Raw genomic sequence first — 21,254 nt, 5'->3', positions numbered from 1 at the left:
CTGTATACAGTCATGAGCTCACCCCTTCTACAACTCACCACTGCCCCCGACCTGGTGGAACAGGTCTACAGCCGTTTGCTTGATGCCATCAGCGAAGGGGCCTTGCCTCCCGGAGAGCGTTTGACGCAAGAGGACCTGGCGCAACGCTTAGCCGTGTCGCGCCAGCCTGTGCTTCAGGCGCTGCGATTGCTCAAAAAAGATGGTTTTGTGGAGGATGCGCCCGGACGGGGTGTGCGTGTCACCCAACTCGATGTGGGCTGGATTGCCCAGGTCTACCAGGTGCGAGGCAGCCTCGACGCCTTGGCCGTGAGGCTGGCCGCGGAGCGCCGGGCCCGACTGGATGAGGACGTGATGCGCCAGGGTCGTCTGGCAGAAAGCGGGCGCGATGTGCAGGCCATGATCCATGCCGATTTGGCCTTTCACTGCGCGATTTACCAAGCCTCTGGTAACCCGCTCATTGCCCAAAGCATTGAGCTGCATTGGCACCACCTCAAGCGCGTGATGGGCGCGGTGCTGCAGTCCTCGCAGCAGCGCCAAACCGTGTGGGACGAACACGAAGCCATTGCAGAGGCCATTGCTGCAGGCGACGCTGAGTTGTCAGTGCGCCTGGTGCAAGAACACGCCCACGAGGCGAGCGTGCAACTCACGGCCCGATTGTCCGAACAAATTCAAAACCTCAAAACAGGAGCACAAGCATGAGACTGACCCCCGAACAATTGGAACAATTTGACCGCGAGGGTTATTTGTTTTTCCCTGGTCTGTTTACCCCAGAAGAGACCAAAAACTTGAACGATGCTGTACCCGAGTTGTACAGCCGCCGTGAGGCCTACAACGTGCGAGAAAAAGGCAAAGATGCGGTGCGCACCAACTTTGCCGCCCACATGTACAGCGAGCCTTTTGCCAAGTTGGCACGCCACCCCCGAATGATCGAACCTGTGCAAGACCTGTTTGGCGAAGAGTTGTACATGCACCAGTTCAAGATCAACGGCAAGATGGCTTTTGAGGGCGATGTGTGGCAGTGGCACCAAGACTACGGCACCTGGCTGAACGACGACATGATGCCCACCGAGCGGGCCATGAACGTGGCGATTTTCTTGGACGACGTGAACCCCTTCAACGGCCCGCTGATGTTCATTCCCGGCAGCCATAAAAAGGGCGTGGTCGAGGCCAAACACGATCTATCGACCACCAGCTACCCCCTGTGGACGGTGGACAACGACCTGATTACCCAGTTGGTGGAGCGGGCGGGCGGCAAAGAAGGTGGCATTGTCAGCCCCACCGGGCCAGCGGGCTCCATGATCCTGTTCCACAGCTGCTTGGTGCACGCCTCGGCCAGCAACCTCTCGCCTTGGAACCGGGTGAGTGTGTACCTGAGCCTGTGCGCCGTGTCCAACCACATCCGCCGCCACAAGCGCCCCGAATACATCGCCCACCGCGACTTCACGCCCATCAGCTGCTTGCCCGACGATTGCTTGGTCAACAGCTACCCGGTAGACCTGCCTTGGAAGGGCGGCATGCCCGAAAGCGCTCTGAAAACCTCGCTCGATGTTTTGAAAGAAGCCGCATGAACCTGCACGCCAAACTCCTGCAACGCGCCGCTGAAAACCGCCCAATCCGCATCGGCCTGATTGGCGCGGGCAAATTCGGCTCCATGTACTTGGCGCAGATTCCCCGCACGCCCGGTGTGCACCTGGTGGGCATTGCCGACCTGTCGCCCGACAACGCCTGCACCAACCTGGCCCGCGTGGGCTGGGAAGCGGAGCGCCTCACGGCCAGCAGCTTGGATGACGCGGTCAAACATGGCAAGACATATGTGGGCGACGACTGGCAAAGCTTGGTGCGTCACCCGGCGGTGGACGTTATCGTGGAATGCACCGGATCGCCCCTGCACGCGGTGGACCACATTCTGGAAGCTTTTGCCCACCGCAAACATGTGGTCAACGTCACGGTGGAAGCCGACGCCTTTTGTGGCCCCTTGCTGGCCACCCGCGCCCAGACGGCGGGCGTGGTGTATTCGCTGGCCTTTGGTGACCAGCCTGCATTGATTTGTGACTTGGTCGATTGGGCCCGCACTTGCGGATTTCCGGTCGTGGCCGCAGGCCGTGGGCACAAATGGCTGCCGCACTTCAGTGAATCCACGCCCGAGACGGTGTGGGGCTATTACGGTTTGACGCCCGAGCAAGCCGAGCGCGGCGGCCTCAATCCCAAAATGTTCAACAGCTTTTTGGACGGCTCCAAGCCCTCGATCGAGAGCACGGCGGTGTCGAATGCCACTGGTTTGGGTGTGCCTAGCAACGGTTTGCTCTACCCGCCCGCCAGCGTGGAAGACATTCCCTACGTCACCCGTCCGATCTCGGAAGGCGGTGTGCTGGAGCGCAAGGGCATGGTGGAGGTGATCTCGAGCCTAGAAACAGATGGCCGAAAAATCCCCTACGACATCCGCATGGGCGTGTGGGTCACGGTCGAAGCCGAGACCGACTACATCAAGAACTGCTTTGAAGAGTACAACGCGCACACCGACCCCTCGGGCCGTTACTTCACGCTCTACAAACGCTGGCACCTGATTGGCCTCGAAGTGGGCGTGAGCGTGGCGAGTGTCGCCCTGCGCAACGAACCCACGGGTGTGGCCATCGGCTGGAACGCCGACGTGGTGGCCACCGCCAAGCGCGACTTGAAGCCCGGCGACATGCTGGACGGCGAGGGCGGTTACACCGTCTGGGGCAAGCTGCTGCCTGCGGCCACCTCCAAGGGCATGGGTGGCGTGCCGCTGGGCCTGGCGCACGGTGTCAAGGTCATTCGCCCCGTGGCCAAAGGCCAGAGTCTGACTTGGGACGATGTGGCCATGGACACGACGACGCACGCCTACAAAATCCGGCGCGAGATGGAGGCGACTTCGGTGCTGGGTTGATTGCTTTGGCCTGATCTGAGTCCTCAAGCCGTGCTACGTCTGCAGCACGGCTTTTTTTCTGGCGGCAGACCGTTGCTGAATCTGCCCAAATCGCTGCCGGATCAGGGTTTCCCCCGTTAAAATAATGCCTTTGCCGGCCAGCCCCAGTCAGCGGCCCCGGCGCTACGGTTTCCCGTCTCTTCACAAGGCCACCCCGTGTCCCTGCACATCACGACTTTCGAAGGCGCCAGCGCCCTCAGCGACTTTCGCATTGCCCAGCTTTTGCCCCGTCTGGCAGAAATCTCGCCACACATCCAAGGCATCAACGCCCGTTTTGTGCATCTGGTGGCCACCACCGCCCCTTTGCAGGACGCCCAAAAACACACCCTGGCAGCACTGCTGACCTACGGCGAGCCTTACGCAGGCCCCGGCGATGGCCCGGTGATCGTGGTCAGCCCGCGCATCGGCACCGTCTCGCCCTGGGCGTCCAAGGCCACCGACATCGCCCACAACTGCGGTTTTGATGTGCGCCGCGTGGAGCGCTTGACCGAATACCGCTTGACCTTGAAATCGGGCTTGCTCAGCACAGCCAAATTGACTGCAGAGCAATTAGGTCAGGTGGCCGCAGTGCTGCACGACCGCATGACCGAGTCGGCCATGCCCAGCCGAGGTGATGCCGCGGCTTTGTTCACAGCCTTGGAACCCGCGCCCATGGACCATGTGGATGTCTTGGGTGGCGGTCGCGCTGCTTTGGAAGAGGCCAACAAAACCTGGGGCCTGGCCTTGGCCGATGACGAAATCGACTACTTGGTCAAAGCCTTCACAGGACTGAATCGCAACCCCACCGATGTGGAGTTGATGATGTTCGCGCAGGCCAACAGCGAGCACTGCCGCCACAAAATTTTCAACGCCGAGTTCACCATTGACGGCGTGGCCCAGCCCAAGAGCCTGTTCGGCATGATCCGCAACACGCACCAGCTCAGCCCCCAGCACACGGTGGTGGCTTATTCAGACAACGCTTCGGTGATGGAAGGCCACACGGTGGAGCGCTTTGTGGCCAGAACGTCAGGGCAGGGCGCGGCTTACCAGAGCGAACAAGCCTTGCACCATGTGTTGATGAAGGTCGAGACACACAACCACCCCACCGCGATTTCACCGTTCCCCGGCGCATCCACGGGTGCGGGCGGCGAGATCCGCGATGAGGGCGCTACAGGCCGTGGCTCCAAGCCCAAGGCGGGTTTGAGCGGCTTCACCGTGTCCAAACTCTGGGGCGGTATGTCCGACCAAGCCGGTGGCAAACCCGAGCACATCGCCAGCCCCCTGCAAATCATGACCGAAGGCCCTTTGGGTGGCGCGGCCTTCAACAACGAGTTTGGCCGCCCCAATTTACTGGGCTATTTCCGCGAGTACGAGCAGACCGTGGACGGTGTGGTGCGGGGTTACCACAAGCCCATCATGATCGCGGGCGGTCTGGGTCAGATCGACGCCGAGCAAACCCAAAAGATTGAATTTCCGGCGGGCAGTTTGCTCATTCAATTGGGTGGCCCTGGCATGCGCATCGGCATGGGCGGCAGTGCAGCCAGCTCCATGGCCACGGGCACCAACGCCGCCAACCTCGACTTTGACTCGGTGCAGCGCGGCAATCCCGAGATCGAGCGCCGGGCGCAAGAGGTCATCAACCACTGCTGGGCGCAAGGTGCCAATAACCCGATCCTCGCCATTCACGACGTAGGCGCGGGCGGTTTGTCTAATGCCTTCCCCGAGCTGACCAACGACGCAGGCCGGGGCGCACGCTTTGATTTGCGCGCCGTCAAGCTCGAAGAATCCGGCCTGTCGCCCAAAGAAATCTGGTCCAACGAAAGCCAAGAACGTTACGTGATGGCGATTGCGCCCGAGTCTTTGGCGCAATTCACCGCTTTTTGCGAACGCGAGCGTTGCCCATTTGCGGTGATCGGTGTGGCCACAGAAGAGCGCCAATTGGTGCTGGAAGACAAAGGGCAAGAGTCGCCCGTGGACATGCCCATGGATGTGCTGCTGGGCAAGCCGCCCAAAATGCACCGCGATGTGACGACCGTGGTGCGCCAGTCGCCCGCCATGGACCTGACAGGTGTGTCGCTACAAAAGGCGGTCATTGACGTGCTGAGCCACCCCACCGTGGCCTCCAAGCGTTTCCTCATCACCATCGGTGACCGCGCCGTGGGTGGCCTGACGCACCGCGACCAGATGGTCGGCCCTTGGCAAGTGCCCGTGGCCGATGTGGCCGTGACCTTGGCCGACTACGCGGGCTTTACGGGCGAAGCGATGAGCATGGGCGAGCGCACGCCGCTGGCCTCGCTCAACGCTGCAGCGTCCGGCCGCATGGCCGTGGCCGAGGCCATCACCAATTTGCTGGCCGCGCCCATCGAGCTGCCCCGCGTGAAGATGTCGGCCAACTGGATGGCCGCTTGCGGCGAACCGGGCGAAGACGCCGCTTTGTACGAAACCGTCAAGGCCGTGGGCATGGAACTGTGCCCTGCGCTGGGCGTCTCGATCCCGGTGGGCAAAGACAGCTTGTCGATGCGCACACAGTGGACCGATCAGGGTGAGACCCACAAGGTCACATCGCCCGTGAGCCTGATCATCACTGCCTTTGCCAGCCTGAGCGACGTGCGCGGCACGCTCACGCCGCAGCTGGACGCAAAAACCGATGACACCAGCTTGTTGCTGATCGACTTGGGCCAAGGCCGCAACCGCATGGGCGGCAGCGTGCTGGGCCAGGTGCTGGGCCAGTTTGGCAACAGCGTGCCCGATCTCGAAGACCCGCAAGCGCTGGTGAATTTGGTCAAGGCCATCAACACCTTGCGTGCAAAAGGCCAGATCCTGGCCTACCACGACCGCAGCGACGGCGGCTTGCTCGCCGCTGTGGCCGAAATGGCTTTTGCAGGCCATGTGGGTGTGGCCCTCAATGTGGATATGCTGGTCACCGAGGGCGACGGCATTTCTGACAGCCGCGCCGACCATGGTGACGCCAAGAATTGGGCGGGCCAGGTCAGTGCCCGCCGCGACGAGCTCACCCTCAAGGCCTTGTTCAACGAAGAGCTGGGCGTGGTGATCCAGGTACGCACGGCAGACCGAAACGCGGTGCTGCAAACCCTGCGCGAACACGGCTTGTCCAAGCACACGCATGTGATCGGCAAGACCCGCCCCGTGCAATCGACCATCCAAAAAGGTGTGGGCGAACTCAGCATTTGGCGCGACACCAAAGAGGTGTTTACCGCCAAGCTCGAAGACCTGCACCAGGTCTGGGACAGCGTGAGCTGGAAGATTTGCCAGCAGCGCGACAACCCCGCTTGCGCCGATGCCGAGCACGCTGCCACAGGCGAAGCCAGCGATCCCGGCATGCATGTGGCGCTGAGCTTTGACCCGACTGACAACGTGGCTGCGCCCTTCCTGAATTTGTCGCGCCCCAAGGTGGCGATCCTGCGCGAGCAGGGCGTCAACTCGCATGTGGAAATGGCCTACGCCTTCCACAAGGCAGGTTTCGAATCGCACGATGTGCACATGACCGACCTGCAATCGGGCTGCGCCAACTTGGCCGATTTCAAAGGTCTGGTCGCTTGCGGCGGTTTCAGCTACGGCGACACGCTGGGCGCGGGCATCGGCTGGGCGCGCAGCATCACCTTTAACCCGGCCTTGGCCGAGCAGTTCAAGGGCTTCTTTGGCCGCAACGATACCTTTGGCCTGGGCGTGTGCAACGGCTGCCAGATGTTTGCCGAACTGGCCGACATCATCCCGGGCGCCGAGGCTTGGCCGCGCTTTACCACCAACCAGAGCGAGCGTTTTGAAGCGCGTCTGTCGATGGTCGAGGTGCTGGAATCGCCCAGCTTGTTTTTGCAAGGCATGGCGGGCAGCCGCTTGCCGATTGCGGTGGCACACGGCGAAGGCTTTGCCAACTTCAAGCACCGGGGCAACCCAGCCCAAGCCATTGGTGCCATGCGCTTTGTGGACAACCATGGCCAAGCCACCGAGGCTTACCCGTTCAACCCGAACGGTAGCGCGGGCGGCCTGACAGCCGTGACCACCTTGGATGGGCGCTTCACGGCCATGATGCCGCACCCCGAGCGCGTGTTCCGCAACGTGCAGATGAGCTGGACGAGTGGCGACATCTCATCGGCCAGCCCGTGGCTGCGCGTGTGGCAAAACGCCCGCAAGTGGGTGGGCTGATTTGTCACGCATGAAGTCCACCAACACCGCTCAGTGGTTCCCACCCTCGCAACTGTCTTTTTACTTTGACCAGGGTGCTTGGTCACGCGGCACGACCTTGTACTTGCAAGACCAAGTCTTGTGTTCTCAACTGACCCCCGATGGCGATGGATGGCGTTTACAGGGTCAGGTTCAAGGCAACGATGCACACCCCTACACGGTCAATGCCGAGCTGCGGGTCAGTGCGGGTGGCAACTTGAGCGAGTGGCGCAGTGGCTGCACCTGTCCGGTGGGGCGTTATTGCAAGCACGGTGCAGCGTTGGGCATCTTGGCTTCGATGCAGGGCTTGGCCCTCCTCGACGAATGGGGGCCCGATGGTCCATCGGCCGAAGTCCTGGAGCGCCGCTCCCAAATGGAAAAAGAGCGGGCCCTGAGCCACGCCGAATACCAGGTCCGCGACTGGCTGAACCGGCTGGAAAATGCCAACGGCCCAAGCGCTTACGCCTTGCCCGGCAGCACGCACGACCAATTTGTGTACAGCTTGTCCGTTGTCCAAACCGCTTACAAGCCTGTGTTCCATTTGGCCGTGAAACGGGCCGCACAAAAGCGCAATGGCGAGTGGGGTAAAACCAAAAAGCTCAGCAGTGAACCCTCGGCGCACGATCCGATCTGGCAAACCAGCAGCCCGCTGGACCGCGATATTTTTGACCTGTTGAAAGCTTGTCCGCCTGCCAGCAGTTTCAGCTCGTACGGGTTTCAGGCCGAGGTCAAGCTGCACGGCATGCCTGGCAAATTGTTGTTGCAGCTGTGCAGCCAAACCGGTCGTTTGGTGTCAGACGATGGCATCCCTTTGCGCTGGCAAGACGCCCCCGAAGCCTTGGTGGGAACCTGGCGCGAAGTCAAGAGCGAAGACCACCAGCCCGATGGCTGGCAGCTGAGCATGCAGCCGCAGCGCCCGGGCGTGGTGTTTGGTCTGAACCAACCGCCTTTTTTCATGGACACAGCTCAAGGCCTGTGTGGACCTTTGGACACGCAGGGCTTAAGCGCCAACGAGCTGCAAGTCTTGACCAACTCGCCTGTGATGCCTGAAAGTGTGGCCTTCAAGTTTCAAAACCAGTTGCTCGAACGTTTGGGCCCGGTGCCTTTGCCACCTGTGATCCAAAAGATGCCCGAAATTCGGGACGTCAAGCCCCGTGCCGTGCTCGACATTGCGCCCGCGCACCCGGCAGACCGCGGCTTACAGGGCTTGTTTTTGGCCGAATTGACGTTTGACTACGACGGCCACCGCGGCTTTTGGCCGGGCACACAAAACCGCGTCCTGGTAGGGCAGGGTTTACAAGCGCGGATGTTGCTGCGCGACCTGCCCAGCGAGCGCAAAGCCTGCGAGGCCATCGCTGCCCTGGGCCTGATCACTTTCGATGCCAACATGCTGGTGTTGCCGCCCGAGCAGTCGCAGCAGCGCTGGCTGGAGTGGGTTGAGAACGACTTTGCACCGCTGCGCCAAGCGGGTCTGGACGTGAACTTCATCTCGGGGGGGACCTCATGGTTGCGCCAAGCCGACGACGTGCACATCGACTTGTCGGGTGACGCTGAAGCACCGGAAACCTCACCCTGGTTTGACTTGTCGCTGGGCATGGACATCGATGGCGAACGCGTGAACATCTTGCCTTGGGTGCCCACGATTTTGACGACCCTTGCAAAAATCAGCCACGCAACAGCCGAGGGCGACAAGGCAGCCTTGCCGCCGTATTTGTACCTTCCCGACTTGCAAGGCGAGGGCTTTGTGAAACTGCCCACCGCCAAGATCGCGCCTTGGCTGAGCACCCTGATGGAGCTGGTGTCAGAGCGTGGGCGTGATTGGGGTGGTGATGAAATGCGCCTGTCGCGCTTGGATGCGCTGCGAACGGCCGCATCTTTGGGCGAAGGTGTGACTTGGGCGGGCGCTCAAAGTCTGATGAATCTGGTGCAGCAAATGCGTGGCCTCGACAGCCTGCCCGAGGTGCCCGTACCCGCCAGCTTGAAAGCGACTTTGCGACCTTACCAGCAGCAGGGCCTCAATTGGTTGCAGTTTTTGCGCACGCACCATCTGGCGGGCATCTTGGCCGATGACATGGGCCTGGGCAAAACCTTGCAGACCTTGGCGCACATCCTGACCGAGAAAGAAGCGGGTCGGCTCACGCAGCCAGCACTGATCGTGGCCCCGGTGAGTTTGCTCGGCAACTGGCAGCGTGAAGCGGCCCGCTTTTGCCCCAGCCTGCGCAACCATATCCACCATGGCCTGTCGCGCCATGAGACGGCGCAAGACCTGAGCGGTTTCGACATTGTCCTGACCCCTTACTCTTTGTTACACCGTGACCGCGAGTTGTGGATAGCCATCGATTGGCACCTGCTGGTGTTGGACGAAGCCCAAAACATCAAGAATGCCAATACCCACGCTGCGCAAACCGTGGGCGACATCCCGGCCAAGCACCGCCTGTGCTTGTCGGGCACGCCCATGGAAAACCACTTGGGCGAGTTGTGGAGCCTGTTCCACTTTTTGATGCCCGGCTTTTTGGGCAGCCAAAAACGCTTTGTCGAGCTGTTTCGCAACCCCATCGAGCGCCAAGGCAACAGCGAAAAAATGGATCAGCTGCGCAAGCGCATCACGCCCTTCATGCTGCGCCGCACCAAAGACGTGGTGGCCAGCGAGCTGCCACCCAAAATCGAAACGCTCATGCCTGTGCCGCTGCAAGGCCAACAGGCGGACCTGTACGAAACCATCCGTTTGGGCATGGAAAAAACTGTGCGGGATGCGCTGAACGCGCAGGGATTGGCCAAATCTCAAATCACGATTCTGGATGCGCTGCTCAAACTGCGCCAAGTGTGTTGCGACCCGCGCCTGCTCAAACTGGGCGCAGCCAGTCAGGTGCAGCAATCGGCCAAACTGGAGCAACTTCTGGACATGTTGCCCGAGATGGTGGCAGAAGGACGGAAAATTTTGCTGTTCTCGCAATTCACCCACATGCTGAGTTTGATCGAGCAAGAGTTGCCGCGCTTGGGCATCCCCTGGGTCAAGCTCACGGGCCAAAGCAAAAACCGCGACGCCATCATTGACCAATTCACCAGTGGGCAGGTGCCATTGTTCCTCATCAGCCTCAAAGCCGGGGGTGTGGGGCTGAACCTGCCACAGGCCGACACGGTGATCCATTACGATCCTTGGTGGAACCCAGCTGTAGAAAACCAAGCCACTGACCGTGCCCACCGCATCGGCCAAACCCAAAGCGTGTGGGTGCTCAAACTCGTGGCCCAAGGCACGATTGAAGAACGCATGCTGGCCCTGCAAGAGCGCAAAGCGCAACTGGCGCAAGACATGTACGCGGGTGCGGTGCAGCGCAAAGAGCCGCTGTTTGGTGAGTCGGACCTGAACGAGTTGTTCAAACCCTTGGGTTGAGCAGGCGGCGATGCTGAGTTTGTCCAGACTGTCAGCTGTCCTGGTTTGTGGCTTGATAGTGGCCTGCAGTCCCGAAAAACCAAGGACTGATCCGGCGCCACATTCCGAGGCAGCGCCTGTGGGAGGTGCTTGGGCACCAGCGGATGCTTTCAGCCCCGAGGTGCAAGAAGCCGCCCGTTTTGCGGTTCAGACTTTTGCCGTTCAAAACAAGGCGAGGGTGCTTTACAAAGACGTGACCCAAGCCCGCCAGCAGGTGGTGGCAGGTCTGAACTTCGAACTTCAGCTGCAGGTAACGCTCGATGGCACCAGCCGTAGCGTCAGCGCCACGGTTTGGCGCCAGCCTGATGGCAGCTATCGACTCCGAGCTTGGGAGTGGCTGGACTGATCCTTTCGAATCAGTGAAGTCCGACGATCGGCCTTGATTTGTAGAACTGAACAGGGCTTTCCGGCACCGCATTCAGCACCGACTTCTTGATCTTGCCGACCACATGCATTTCGCAAGGTTTGCAGTCAAAACGCAGGGTGAGTTTTTCCTTGCCATTGATGAGTTGCATGGGCTCGGCCTTCACCGTACCTTGCACGCCGGTCACGCCTTTGGCCTGTTTGGGGCACAGGCTGAGGCTAAAACGCACACAGTGTTTGGTGATCATCAGGCTGACTTCGCCCAACTCTTCTTGCGCCTCATAGGCGGCAGCGATCACCTTGACGCCGTGCTTGGCGTAAAAGTCACGGGCTTTCTGGTTGAAGACATTGGCCAGGTAGGTCAGGGTGTCCTCGGGATAGGGCACAGGCGGCTCCACCGGCACCGCACGCGGCAGGCGATGCAAGCCTTCCGCGCGGGCTGTTTCCAGGGCTTGCACGGCGTCGCGGCGCAAGGCGTTGAGCTGGGAAGGCGGCACAAACCAGGGGCGGGGCAGGGCAACTTGAACATCCAGCGGCTCAAACAGGGTGTCGCCCAGTTTGCCCAAGGCGGTTTTGAGTTTGTCTTCCGCTTGCCCGGCGTCTTTGGGCTCTTGCCAGGCAATGGCCATTTGGGCAGAGCCGGTATGGCCTGCTTCGTCGGTCAAGGTCAGTTGCAGGCCCTTGTCATTTTCGACCAACTGCATCCACACGCCCATTCGGCGCTCAGCAGACTTTTTGTCCAGCGTGCGCACCCAGCTCATGTCACGGTTGCGGTTGACCTGAACGCCTTTTCTCAAGTCCTTGAAGCCGTCCATCGGGTCTTTGGGGAAGAGTTTCCAAACGCCCTTGGCCTTGGTGGCTTCAGCGCGGTTGATCTGCAAGCCCACCAGCTCTTTTTGCAGGTCGTAGTAGCACAGGCCATCGCCGTTGTGCAGCTCGGTGGCCGGGTCGTCGGTGGTGATCTCAACGTGCTCGGGCGTGACCTTGCTCACCCAACCGATGGTTTGGCCGGGGTTTTTGGGCGTGTCAAAAGCGCCGATGTCTTCTTTGCGGCCTTGCACAAAGTAGTCGGTGAACTCGCGGTTGAAGTTCTGGTTCGGATCGGGCTCAAAACTGAAGGTGGTGCGGCCATGTGAAGACGCCGCCAGTTCGGGGCGTTCGGTCAACACTTCGTCAAACAGCTTGCGGTAATGGGCCGTGATGTTTTTCACATAGGCCATGTCTTTGTAGCGGCCTTCGATTTTGAAGCTGCGGATGCCCGCGTCCACCAGATCGCGCAGGTTCTCGCTCTGGTTGTTGTCCTTCATGCTCAGCACATGCTTGTCGTGCGCCACGATGCGACCTTGTGCGTCTTTGACTTCGTAGGGCAAGCGGCAGGCTTGAGAGCAGTCACCCCGGTTGGCGCTGCGCCCGGTGTGGGCGTGGCTGATGAAGCACTGGCCACTGTATGCGACACACAAAGCGCCGTGTACAAAAAATTCAATCACCGTGCGCTCGGTGTCGATCACGTCACGGATCGCACTGATCTGCGGCAGCGTGAGTTCGCGGGCGAGCACGATCTGGCTCAAACCTGAGTCTTGCAAGAACTTGGCTTTTTCGGGCGTGCGGATGTCGGTTTGCGTACTGGCGTGCAGCTGGATCGGCGGCATGTCGATCTCGAGCAAGCCCATGTCTTGGATGATGAGCGCGTCGACACCTGCGTCGTACAACTGCCAAGCCAGTTTACGGGCACCTTCGAGCTCGTCGTCACGCAAGATGGTGTTGAGCGTGACAAAAATTCGGCTGTGAAAGCGGTGCGCGTAGTGCACCAGCTTGGCGATGTCTTGCACCGAGTTGTCTGCCGTGGACCGCGCTCCAAAAGAAGGCCCACCAATGTAGACCGCATCGGCGCCATGGTTGATGGCTTCGATGCCGATGTCGAAGGTGCGGGCGGGGGCGAGGAGTTCGAGGTGGTGGGGCTGCATGGGCTGGGATTATCCCAGCTTGTGTCTTTTTAGCCATGGGTTTGCCCATTAGTACTTGGGGGAGCCCTGAAGCGGCGGGCACTGGCCGGGGCTCAGAGGCGCTTCGCTTTGCCACATCGCCCCGGCCAGTGCCCACCACTTCAGGGCGATGGACCAACCGTTTAGCGTTTGATTGTCGTCGGGTGATTAACGCATTGTCATTTTCCCGTTGCGCTCAAAACAGAAGAGATGGGCGCTGGCCGGGGCGATGTGGCAAAGCGAAGCGCCTCTGAGCCCCTGGACGCACCCATCCCTTTTGACATCAGCGCCACTGCAACCTAAAAAACAAAAAACGCGACCGAAGTCGCGTTTTTCAAAGTGTCAAAGACCCGATCACTGGATCTTGGCTTTGGCGCGAAGGTCTTCCTGGAACTTGGCCAGTTTTTGCTGCTGCAATTGTTGGGAAATCTGAGGCTTGACCTCGTCGAGCTTGGGCAACTGGGCCTCACGCACATCGTCCACACGGATGATGTGGAAACCAAACTGGCTCTTGATGGGCGCGTCGGTCATTTGGCCCTTGGCCAATTTCACCATGGCGTCAGAGAACTCGGGCACATAGCTGCCGGCTGCGGCCCAATCCAGGTCACCACCGTTGGCGCCGGAGCCTGGATCTTTGGAGGCCTTTTTGGCCAACTCTTCAAAGCTACCGCCTTTTTTGATCTCGGCGATCAAAGCTTTGGCATCGGATTCGGTCTCCACCAAGATATGGCGGGCGCGGTATTCCTTGCCGCCGTTTTCCTTGGCGAACTTGTCGTACTCAGCCTTGATGTCGGCGTCAGTGACAGGGTTTTTCTTTTGGAAGTCGGCAAACAACTGACGAATCAGAATCGTCTGGCGAGCCAGTTCCAGCTGTGATTTGTAATCGTCACTGGCGTCGAGGCCGCGCTTGCGGGCCTCTTGCATGAAGACTTCGCGGGCGATCAGCTCTTCCTTGATCTGGGCCATCACTTCGGGGGTGACCGGGCGGCCTGAAGCCTCGACCTGCTGCTGAAGCGCTTTCACGCGCGAAGAAGGTACAGGCTTGCCGTTGACCACAGCCAGGTTTTGCGCCAGAACGGGGGACGCCAGCAAGGCCACCATAGCGGCGCTGAGCATTTGCTTTTTCATCGTGTTTTCCTAAGAGACGGGTGTCAGAGAAAGGTCTAGGGTTCAAAAAAAGGGGCTGCCACCCCAAGGTGACGGCCCGGTTCAGATCAGCTCGATGGCCAAAGCGTGCAAGCCTTGGTCAATGAAATCTTGCAGCGCATCATACACAAGGCGATGGCGCTGAACGCGGCCGATGCCAGCAAACAAAGGCGAGGCAATGCACACCCGCATGTGGGTGCCTTCGCCACTGTCGTTGGCGCCCACGTGGCCCGCATGCTGAGCGCTTTCATCGATCACACGCAGCGCGGTGGGCTGCAGGCGCTCGGTCAAGCGGGCGTGGATTTGGGCGCTCAGGGGTAAAGTTTGGGTGCTCATTTCTGGTCACCTTCGTCTTTGGGCAAGTAGCGCGAAATGTAAAGCCCTTGGCCGAGGATGAAGACCAGCGGGAAGACATAACCCCAAAGTTTGAAGTTCACCCAGTCTTCGGTGCTGAAGTAGTGGGCCACATAGGCGTTGATGGCGGCCATGAACACGCAGTACAGCATCCACGACAGGTTCAGGCGGTTCCACACAGCGTGGGGCAACTGCAGTTGCGTGCCCAGCAGCATGTGCAGGAAGTTTTTCTTCAAAAACCAGTGGGCCACAGCCAAGGCGATGGCCAGGCCCGAGTACAACAAGGTGGGTTTCCACTTGATGAAGCGCTCATCGTGCAGGCTCAAGGTGAGGGCACCAAAGCCCAGCACCAGCACCAGCGTGATCTTGTGCATGGTCTGCAGCTTGCCGTCCATTTTGTAAATGATGGCGGTTTGCAAGACGGTCGCGCCCATCAGCACCGCTGTGGCGGTGTAGATGTCGGCCATCTTGTACGCACCAAAGAACAGCAGGATGGGAAAAAAGTCGAGGAGGAGTTTCATGGAAAAAGGTGAGAGGCTGCGCACAGAAGCGCCGCCGGGGTCGGTCAAGAAGGCTCGAAGTCTAACGAAGCGGAGTTCATGCAGTAACGCAGGCCCGTGGGGGCTGGGCCATCCTCGAACACATGGCCCAGGTGTGCACCGCACTGGGCGCACACGGTTTCCACCCGGCGCATGCCGTGGCTGGTGTCCACACGCTCTTCGATGGCCCCTTCGGAGGCGGGTTGAGAAAAGCTCGGCCATCCGCAGCCCGCGTCAAACTTGGTGCCCGACTTGAACAGTTCGGCATCGCAGCAAATGCAGCGGTAAATGCCGCTGGACCAATGGCCCTCGTATTTGCCCGTGAACGGCCGCTCGGTGGCCGCTTGGCGGGTGACGGCATAGGCCACAGGCTCGGCGCCTTTGGCGGCGAGCAGCTCGCGCCACTCTTGGTCGGTTTTGGTGATTTTGCTCATGATGAACAGCTGATTTCCAGTTGATCGGCCCAATCGGGGGGCAGGGCGGCGTAGGCTTCAAAGCCCGGGTGCTCGTCAAAGGGTGACTTTAACAAGTTGTGCAGGGTGTCGATTTCAGAAAAGTCACCCGTTTGGGCCTTGCGGATGGCGATCTCGGCCAGGTGGTTGCGCAGCACAAACTTGGGGTTGGTGCGCAGCATGACCTCGCCCATCGAAGAAAAATGGGCCTGCCCCGCCCGGGTGGTGTACCGCGCCAGCCATTCCAGCAGGCGAGGTCGGTCCAGCACCAAGTCGGTCACAGCGCTCCAGCCCGTGTTGGTCAATGAGGGGGCCTGCGACTGGTGCACTACCGCAAGGCTCAGTTGACGCCAAAAGAGGGTGAAGTCAACTTTTTCAGCCGCCATGAGCTGCATCACGTCTTCGACCAGCGTCCAGTCGTTTTCGCGTTCGGATTCGGGCGCCAAAGCTCCCGACAAGCCCAGTTTGGCCCGCATGGCGTCACCCAAAAAGCGCGGGAACTGGCTCTTGTAGCCTTCGAGTACCTGCAGCGTCATGTCGTGGTCGTCGATCAAGGGGGCCAGCGCCTGCGCCAGACAGTAGAGGTTCCAATAGGCCACGTTCGGCTGGCGTCCGTAGGCGTAGCGCCCTTGGTGGTCCGAGTGGTTGCAGATGTGGCCCGGGTCAAAGCCATCCATGAACTGGAAGGGGCCGTAGTCGATCGTCAGGCCCAAGAGGCTCATGTTGTCGGTGTTCATCACACCGTGGCAAAAGCCCACGGCCTGCCATTGCGCCAGCAGCCGGGCTGTGCGCTCTTGCACCACGTCCAGCAAAGCGGCATACACATTGCCTTGCCAAAGCACAGCGCGTTCATTGCACTCGGGCAGGTGGTGGCTTATCGCGTGGTCGGCCAAGATGCGCAGGCTATCGGTGTCGCCTTGGGCAGAAAAATGCTCAAAGTGCCCGAAGCGCAAAAAACTGGGGGCAACCCGGGTGACGATCGCGGCGCTTTCCATGGTTTCTCGCCGCACGGGTTCGGGTGAAGCCACCAGGCACAAGGCCCGGGTGGTGGCAATGCCCAAGCCATGCATGGCTTCGCTGCACAAATACTCCCGGATGCTCGAGCGAAGCACGGCGCGGCCATCGCCGCCGCGCGAGTAGGGCGTTCGACCCGCGCCTTTGAGTTGAATTTCCTGTGTGCCTTGGGCCGACGCCGCCTCACCCAGCCAAATCGCCCGTCCGTCGCCCAGTTGTCCGGCCCATTGACCAAACTGGTGGCCGCTGTACACCGTGGCCAGCGGCTGGGAGCCCACCATCAGCGCATTGCCCGCAAAGGCTTGCAGGTGGTCGTCGTCGAACAGCTCGGCGGGCCAGCCCAGTTCGGTGCGCAAGGGGTCGTTGCGGGCGGCCCAGCGCGGTGCGGCCACCGGCGTAGGCTGCAGGGGCGTGAAAAAACGGGTGCCCAGTTGGGTCAGGCGGTGTGTCCAGTCCAGCACAGGCAAGGCCTGAGGTGAACGGGCAGAGGTTTCCGAAGGGGCAGATAACATGAAGGTGATTGTCACGCCCTTGACAAGCACCCTCGGTTTGGCGGGTTTTAGGCCCGGTTACGACCGAACTCGGGTGCACAATGAATCGGTTCAAAACCTTCCACCTGACAGGAGCGCCCCATGCTGGGATTGATGCAACAGCAGTCACTGCTGATTTCTTCACTGATCGACTTTGCGGAAAAACACCACGGCGACAGCGAAATCGTTTCGCGCCGCGTGGAGGGAGACATCCACCGTTACGCCTGGGCCGATGTGGCCCGTCGCTCGCGCCAAGTCGCCAACGCCCTCGACGCCCAGAAGGTGCCGCAAGGCGCACGCATTGCCACCTTGGCCTGGAACGGATACCGCCATTTGGAGTTGTATTTCGGCGTGAGCGGCTCGGGCCGTGTGCTGCACACCATCAACCCGCGCCTGCACCCTGAGCAGATGGCCTGGATCGCCAACCATGCCGAAGATCAGATTCTGTGCTTTGACATGACGTTTTTACCGCTGGTGCAGGCATTGCACCCCCATTGCAAGACCGTGACCCAGTACGTGGTGCTGTGCGACGCCGATAAACTTCCCGAGGGCACCGGTATCCCGAACTTGGTGAGCTACGAGGCCTGGATGGGCCAGCAGCCCAGCACCTACACATGGCCCCAGCTGGATGAGAACACCGCCTGTAGCCTCTGCTACACCAGCGGCACCACCGGCAATCCCAAGGGCGCTTTGTACAGCCACCGCTCCACCGTGCTGCACGCCTACGCCGCCGCCTTGCCCGACTCGATGTGCATCTCGGCGCGGGATTCGATCTTGCCCGTGGTGCCCATGTTCCACGTCAACGCCTGGGGCATTCCTTACAGCGCTGCCATGGCCGGGTCCAAATTGGTCTTTCCGGGCCCCGCGCTCGACGGCAAGTCGGTTTACGAACTGATCGAAGCCGAAGGCGTGACCTTTGCGGCGGGCGTGCCCACCGTGTGGCAAATGCTGCTGGGCCACATGAAGCCTGCGGGTCTGAAGTTCAGCCATCTCAACCGCACCGTGATTGGTGGCTCGGCTTGCCCACCGGCCATGATCGACGCCTTCCGCCAGGACTACAACGTGGATGTGTTGCACGCCTGGGGTATGACCGAGCTCAGCCCGCTGGGCACGGTGTGCACCCTGAAAAACAAGCACCTGAGCCTGCCCGATGACGCGCAGATGAAACTGCGCATGAAGCAGGGACGCTGCATTTTCGGCATCGACATGAAAATTGTGGACGCCGAGGGCCGTGAGCTGCCCCACGATGGCAAGTCTGCAGGTGATTTGCTGGTCAAAGGCCCTTGGGTGATCGCGTCTTACTTCAAGCAAGAAGGCGGCAACCCCTTGGTGGACGGCTGGTTCCCGACCGGTGATGTGGCCACCATGGACACCGACGGTTTCATGCAGATCACCGACCGCAGCAAGGACGTGATCAAGTCCGGCGGCGAATGGATCAGCTCGATCGATGTGGAGAACATCGCCATGGCGCACCCGGCTGTGGCCATGGCCGCCTGTATTGGCATGCGCCACCCCAAGTGGGACGAACGGCCGATTGTGTGTGTGGTCAAGAAACCGGGCAACGAGCTCAGCCGCGAAGAACTCATCGCTTTTTACGATGGCAAGACCGCCAAATGGCAGATCCCGGACGATGTGGTCTTTGTCGATGCCATTCCTTTGGGGGGCACCGGCAAGATGCTCAAGACCCGTTTGCGCGAGCAATTGGCTGACTACGTGCTGCCTGGCCTGTGATGCGCGTCAAGCCAAGGCGGCCATCCAAATGCACGCTCAAGTCGCGCGGGTGATAAGCATTAGGTGCAAACCCCGAGCGCATTTGTGTCAGCAACGGTTACGCTGACCGTGTTCAGATTCACAACGCAGGAGACCTTGAATGAAAACCACACACCGTTTGATCGCCGCTGCCGCTTTGGCCGCTTGTTCCCTGGGCGCTTATGCGCAAAAAGGCGAAACCGTCAAAATCGCCTGGATTGACCCTTTGTCTGGCCTGATGGCCCCCGTGGGCAGCAACCAGCTCAAGAGCTTCCAGTTTTTTGCTGAAAAATTCAGCAAGACCAACCCTGCAGGTGTCAAGTTCGAGGTCATCGGCATTGACAACAAGTTGAGCCCTGCAGAGAGCTTGAACGCGCTCAAGGCCGCCATGGACCAAGGTGTGCGCTACATCACCCAAGGCAACGGTTCTTCCGTGGCTGGCGCCTTGATCGAGGCCGTCAACAAGCACAACGAGCGCAACCCCGGCAAGGAAATCATTTTCCTGAACCACTCTGCGGTCGATCCCGACTTCACCAACAGCAAGTGCAGCTACTGGCACTTCCGTTTTGACGCCGACACCTCGATGAAGATTGAGGCCATGACCACCTTCATGAAGGACGACACGGCCATCAAGAACGTGTACCTGTTCAACCAGAACTACTCACACGGTCACCAAGTCGCCAAGTTCGCCAAGGAAAACCTGGCCCGCAAGCGCCCCGACATCAAGATCGTGGGTGAAGACCTGCATCCATTGGCCCAGGTGCGTGATTTCTCCCCCTACATCGCCAAGATCAAGGCTTCGGGTGCCGACACTGTGATCACCGGCAACTGGGGCTCTGACCTGGCTTTGCTGGTCAAGGCGGCCAACGAAGGCGGCTACAACGGCAAGTTCTACACCTACTACACAGGCGTAACGGGCACACCAACGGCTTTAGGCCAAACCGGTGCAGGTCGTGTTTATCAAATTGCCTACAACCACTACAACATGGGTGGTGACATGGGCAAGTGGATGGCCGAGTTCAAGCAAAAGTTCAACGACGACTTCTACACCGGTTCTGTGGTCACGATTTACAGCGCCTTGGGTGAAGCCATGGCCAAAGCCAAGTCGACCGACCCTGTCAAAGTAGCCGCAGCTCTGTCGGGCCTGAAGTTCAAGAGCTACCACGGTGATGTGGAAATGCGCAAGACTGACCACCAAATGCAGCAGCCTTTGTGGATGACGGTCTGGCAAAAGGCCGACAAGAAGTTCCCCTACAGCCCCGAGAACACCGGCATGACTTTAGCACCCGTCAAGGAATTCCCTTCTTATGTCTCCAGCACACCCACCAGCTGCCAGATGAAGCGTCCTGGCTAAGGTGCAATCCCTGCCGCTGCCTGTTGCTGGGTGACCCGCTGGGGTCAATCAGGGCAGGGCGGCTGGGCCAAGGCCCGATCACCTGAGGGTAAATCGGGCTTTTTTTTGGGCTCTCGGGCCCCATAGAGACCGGGTTGGCCATGGGCCAACCCACTTTCGGTAACGCAGTAAGACCTTGCAGGGTCTGGAAAGTTTGTGATGGAGTTTTTCATCATCTCCATGCTCAACGGCCTCAGTTACGGGCTGTTGTTGTTCATGCTCAGCTCTGGGCTGACGCTGATTTTCAGCATGATGGGCGTGCTCAACTTTGCGCACGCGAGCTTCTACATGGTGGGTGCCTATTTCGGCTACACCATTTCGGAATGGATCGGCTTTTGGCCAGCGCTGGTCATTGCTCCGCTGTTGGTCGGGGCTTGTGGCGCTTTGTTTGAGCGCCTGACGCTGCGCAAAGTCCATCCCTTTGGCCATGTGCCCGAATTGCTGGTCACCTTTGGCCTGTCTTATGTGGTGCTGGAGTTGGTGCAGTTGGTTTGGGGCAGAACGGCGGTCGAGTTCCCCCCACCTGAAATTTTGCGCAGTTCGGCCTTCACCTTGATCAACCACTCGGCCAACGGCTTGAGTGTGGTTTGGGGTGCAGCGCCTGCTGAGATGTGCAGCGCAGCCGATGCGGCTGTGCGTGTGGTGTGCTCACCGTTTCCTGCCACACGCGGCTTCATGATGCTGGTGGCACTGCTGATGCTGGTGTCCTTGTGGCTCTTGCTCACCCGTACACGCATTGGTTTGGTCATTCAGGCTGCGCTGACCCACCCCGAAATGGTGGAGTCGCTCGGACACAACGTGCCACGCGTGTTCATGCTGGTGTTTGGTGCGGGCACGGGCCTGGCCGGGCTGGCGGGCGTAATTGGTGGCAGCACTTTTGTCACAGAACCCGCCATGGCGGCCACAGTGGGCTCAGTCATCTTCGTGGTGGTGGTGGTGGGTGGCATGGGCTCCTTGTCGGGGGCTTTCCTGGCCTCGATCCTGATCGGTGTCATCCAGACCTTTGCGGTGGCCATTGACTATTCCTTCTTGTCCTTGGCCAAGGACATGGGCTGGGTCTTGTCAGCCGCTACACAGGAAAACTCCTTTGCCAAGCTCACGCTGTCGCAGGTCGCGCCCATCTTGCCCTACCTGTTTTTGGTGCTGATCCTGATCTTCCGGCCCAAGGGTCTTTTGGGCACACGCGAGGGTTAA

15 protein-coding genes are annotated in these 21,254 nt (G+C 60.1%); 9 read left to right on the top strand and 6 right to left on the bottom strand.

The features are described from left to right. Window positions 1–12: 12 nt before the first annotated feature. The 6 genes from L63ED372_RS07005 to L63ED372_RS06980 all read left to right on the top strand — a co-directional run bounded on the left by L63ED372_RS07005 (window position 13) and on the right by L63ED372_RS06980 (window position 10,884). Window positions 13–699, top strand: a complete 687-nt coding sequence (locus L63ED372_RS07005; protein ID WP_062404766.1) for a GntR family transcriptional regulator — start codon at window positions 13–15, stop codon at window positions 697–699. After that, window positions 696–1,568, top strand: a complete 873-nt coding sequence (locus L63ED372_RS07000; RefSeq protein ID WP_062404764.1) for a phytanoyl-CoA dioxygenase family protein — start codon at window positions 696–698, stop codon at window positions 1,566–1,568. The genes L63ED372_RS07005 and L63ED372_RS07000 overlap by 4 nt, the downstream gene beginning before the upstream one ends. Continuing rightward, window positions 1,565–2,908 (top strand): NAD(P)H-dependent oxidoreductase, encoded by a 1,344-nt coding sequence (locus L63ED372_RS06995; RefSeq protein WP_062404762.1) that lies wholly within the window; start codon window positions 1,565–1,567, stop codon window positions 2,906–2,908. The genes L63ED372_RS07000 and L63ED372_RS06995 overlap by 4 nt, the downstream gene beginning before the upstream one ends. Before the next feature lie 195 nt (window positions 2,909–3,103). Next, window positions 3,104–7,090 (top strand): phosphoribosylformylglycinamidine synthase, encoded by a 3,987-nt coding sequence (gene purL, locus L63ED372_RS06990; protein WP_062404761.1) that lies wholly within the window; start codon window positions 3,104–3,106, stop codon window positions 7,088–7,090. Between the two features lie 10 nt (window positions 7,091–7,100). After that, on the top strand, window positions 7,101–10,499 hold the full coding sequence (locus L63ED372_RS06985; RefSeq protein ID WP_062404759.1) for a DEAD/DEAH box helicase: 3,399 nt from the start codon (window positions 7,101–7,103) through the stop codon (window positions 10,497–10,499). 118 nt (window positions 10,500–10,617) lie between these two features. Further along, window positions 10,618–10,884 carry a cystatin domain-containing protein gene (locus L63ED372_RS06980; protein WP_062404757.1) on the top strand — a complete coding sequence of 89 codons (267 nt, stop codon included), beginning with the start codon at window positions 10,618–10,620 and terminating at the stop codon, window positions 10,882–10,884. 10 nt (window positions 10,885–10,894) lie between these two features. Here L63ED372_RS06980 and L63ED372_RS06975 read toward each other — a convergent pair whose 3' ends face one another. The 6 genes from L63ED372_RS06975 to L63ED372_RS06950 form a co-directional block, all read right to left on the bottom strand. Beyond that, window positions 10,895–12,865 carry a peptidase U32 family protein gene (locus L63ED372_RS06975; protein ID WP_062404755.1) on the bottom strand — a complete coding sequence of 657 codons (1,971 nt, stop codon included), beginning with the start codon at window positions 12,863–12,865 and terminating at the stop codon, window positions 10,895–10,897. Window positions 12,866–13,237: 372 nt separating this feature from the next. Beyond that, the gene (locus L63ED372_RS06970) at window positions 13,238–14,011 is read right to left on the bottom strand and encodes a peptidylprolyl isomerase (RefSeq protein WP_062404753.1); all 774 of its coding nucleotides are present in this window, start codon (window positions 14,009–14,011) and stop codon (window positions 13,238–13,240) included. Window positions 14,012–14,092: 81 nt separating this feature from the next. Next, on the bottom strand, window positions 14,093–14,365 hold the full coding sequence (locus L63ED372_RS06965) for a BolA family protein (RefSeq protein WP_062404751.1): 273 nt from the start codon (window positions 14,363–14,365) through the stop codon (window positions 14,093–14,095). Beyond that, entirely contained in the window at window positions 14,362–14,904 is a 543-nt protein-coding gene (locus tag L63ED372_RS06960) for a septation protein A (protein WP_062404750.1), read from the bottom strand. The genes L63ED372_RS06965 and L63ED372_RS06960 overlap by 4 nt, the downstream gene beginning before the upstream one ends. 44 nt (window positions 14,905–14,948) lie before the next feature. Then, window positions 14,949–15,356: a peptide-methionine (R)-S-oxide reductase MsrB gene (gene msrB, locus L63ED372_RS06955; protein WP_062404748.1), complete on the bottom strand. Its 408-nt coding sequence runs from the start codon at window positions 15,354–15,356 to the stop codon at window positions 14,949–14,951. Then, a complete protein-coding gene (locus tag L63ED372_RS06950) occupies window positions 15,353–16,900 on the bottom strand; it encodes a protein adenylyltransferase SelO (RefSeq protein ID WP_062404746.1) in 1,548 nt (515 codons plus the stop codon). The genes msrB and L63ED372_RS06950 overlap by 4 nt, the downstream gene beginning before the upstream one ends. A gap of 120 nt (window positions 16,901–17,020) precedes the next feature. On the opposite strand from L63ED372_RS06950, the gene L63ED372_RS06945 reads away from it, so the two are divergent. From L63ED372_RS06945 to L63ED372_RS06935, 3 genes are all read left to right on the top strand, one after another. After that, window positions 17,021–18,649: a 3-(methylthio)propionyl-CoA ligase gene (locus L63ED372_RS06945; RefSeq protein WP_062404744.1), complete on the top strand. Its 1,629-nt coding sequence runs from the start codon at window positions 17,021–17,023 to the stop codon at window positions 18,647–18,649. 139 nt (window positions 18,650–18,788) lie between these two features. After that, on the top strand, window positions 18,789–20,021 hold the full coding sequence (locus tag L63ED372_RS06940; protein ID WP_062404742.1) for a branched-chain amino acid ABC transporter substrate-binding protein: 1,233 nt from the start codon (window positions 18,789–18,791) through the stop codon (window positions 20,019–20,021). Between the two features lie 198 nt (window positions 20,022–20,219). After that, entirely contained in the window at window positions 20,220–21,254 is a 1,035-nt protein-coding gene (locus L63ED372_RS06935) for a branched-chain amino acid ABC transporter permease (protein ID WP_062404740.1), read from the top strand.

It is taken from the genome of Limnohabitans sp. 63ED37-2, from assembly GCF_001412535.1.
In the GTDB taxonomy this organism is placed as follows: domain Bacteria; phylum Pseudomonadota; class Gammaproteobacteria; order Burkholderiales; family Burkholderiaceae_C; genus Limnohabitans_A.
The sequence above is the reverse complement of the archived record's forward strand: the minus strand, read 5'-3'. Positions and strand labels throughout refer to the sequence as shown.

Bases quoted from the DNA above. Each gene is read 5' to 3' on its own strand.
- L63ED372_RS07005 (WP_062404766.1), top strand. From the start codon at position 13: ATGAGCTCACCCCTTCTACAACTCACCACTGCCCCCGACCTGGTGGAA.
- L63ED372_RS07000 (WP_062404764.1), top strand. From the start codon at position 696: ATGAGACTGACCCCCGAACAATTGGAACAATTTGACCGCGAGGGTTAT.
- L63ED372_RS06995 (WP_062404762.1), top strand. From the start codon at position 1,565: ATGAACCTGCACGCCAAACTCCTGCAACGCGCCGCTGAAAACCGCCCA.
- L63ED372_RS06985 (WP_062404759.1), top strand. From the start codon at position 7,101: ATGAAGTCCACCAACACCGCTCAGTGGTTCCCACCCTCGCAACTGTCT.
- L63ED372_RS06975 (WP_062404755.1), bottom strand. From the start codon at position 12,865: ATGCAGCCCCACCACCTCGAACTCCTCGCCCCCGCCCGCACCTTCGAC.
- L63ED372_RS06970 (WP_062404753.1), bottom strand. From the start codon at position 14,011: ATGAAAAAGCAAATGCTCAGCGCCGCTATGGTGGCCTTGCTGGCGTCC.
- L63ED372_RS06965 (WP_062404751.1), bottom strand. From the start codon at position 14,365: ATGAGCACCCAAACTTTACCCCTGAGCGCCCAAATCCACGCCCGCTTG.
- L63ED372_RS06960 (WP_062404750.1), bottom strand. From the start codon at position 14,904: ATGAAACTCCTCCTCGACTTTTTTCCCATCCTGCTGTTCTTTGGTGCG.
- msrB (WP_062404748.1), bottom strand. From the start codon at position 15,356: ATGAGCAAAATCACCAAAACCGACCAAGAGTGGCGCGAGCTGCTCGCC.
- L63ED372_RS06950 (WP_062404746.1), bottom strand. From the start codon at position 16,900: ATGTTATCTGCCCCTTCGGAAACCTCTGCCCGTTCACCTCAGGCCTTG.
- L63ED372_RS06945 (WP_062404744.1), top strand. From the start codon at position 17,021: ATGCTGGGATTGATGCAACAGCAGTCACTGCTGATTTCTTCACTGATC.
- L63ED372_RS06940 (WP_062404742.1), top strand. From the start codon at position 18,789: ATGAAAACCACACACCGTTTGATCGCCGCTGCCGCTTTGGCCGCTTGT.
- L63ED372_RS06935 (WP_062404740.1), top strand. From the start codon at position 20,220: ATGGAGTTTTTCATCATCTCCATGCTCAACGGCCTCAGTTACGGGCTG.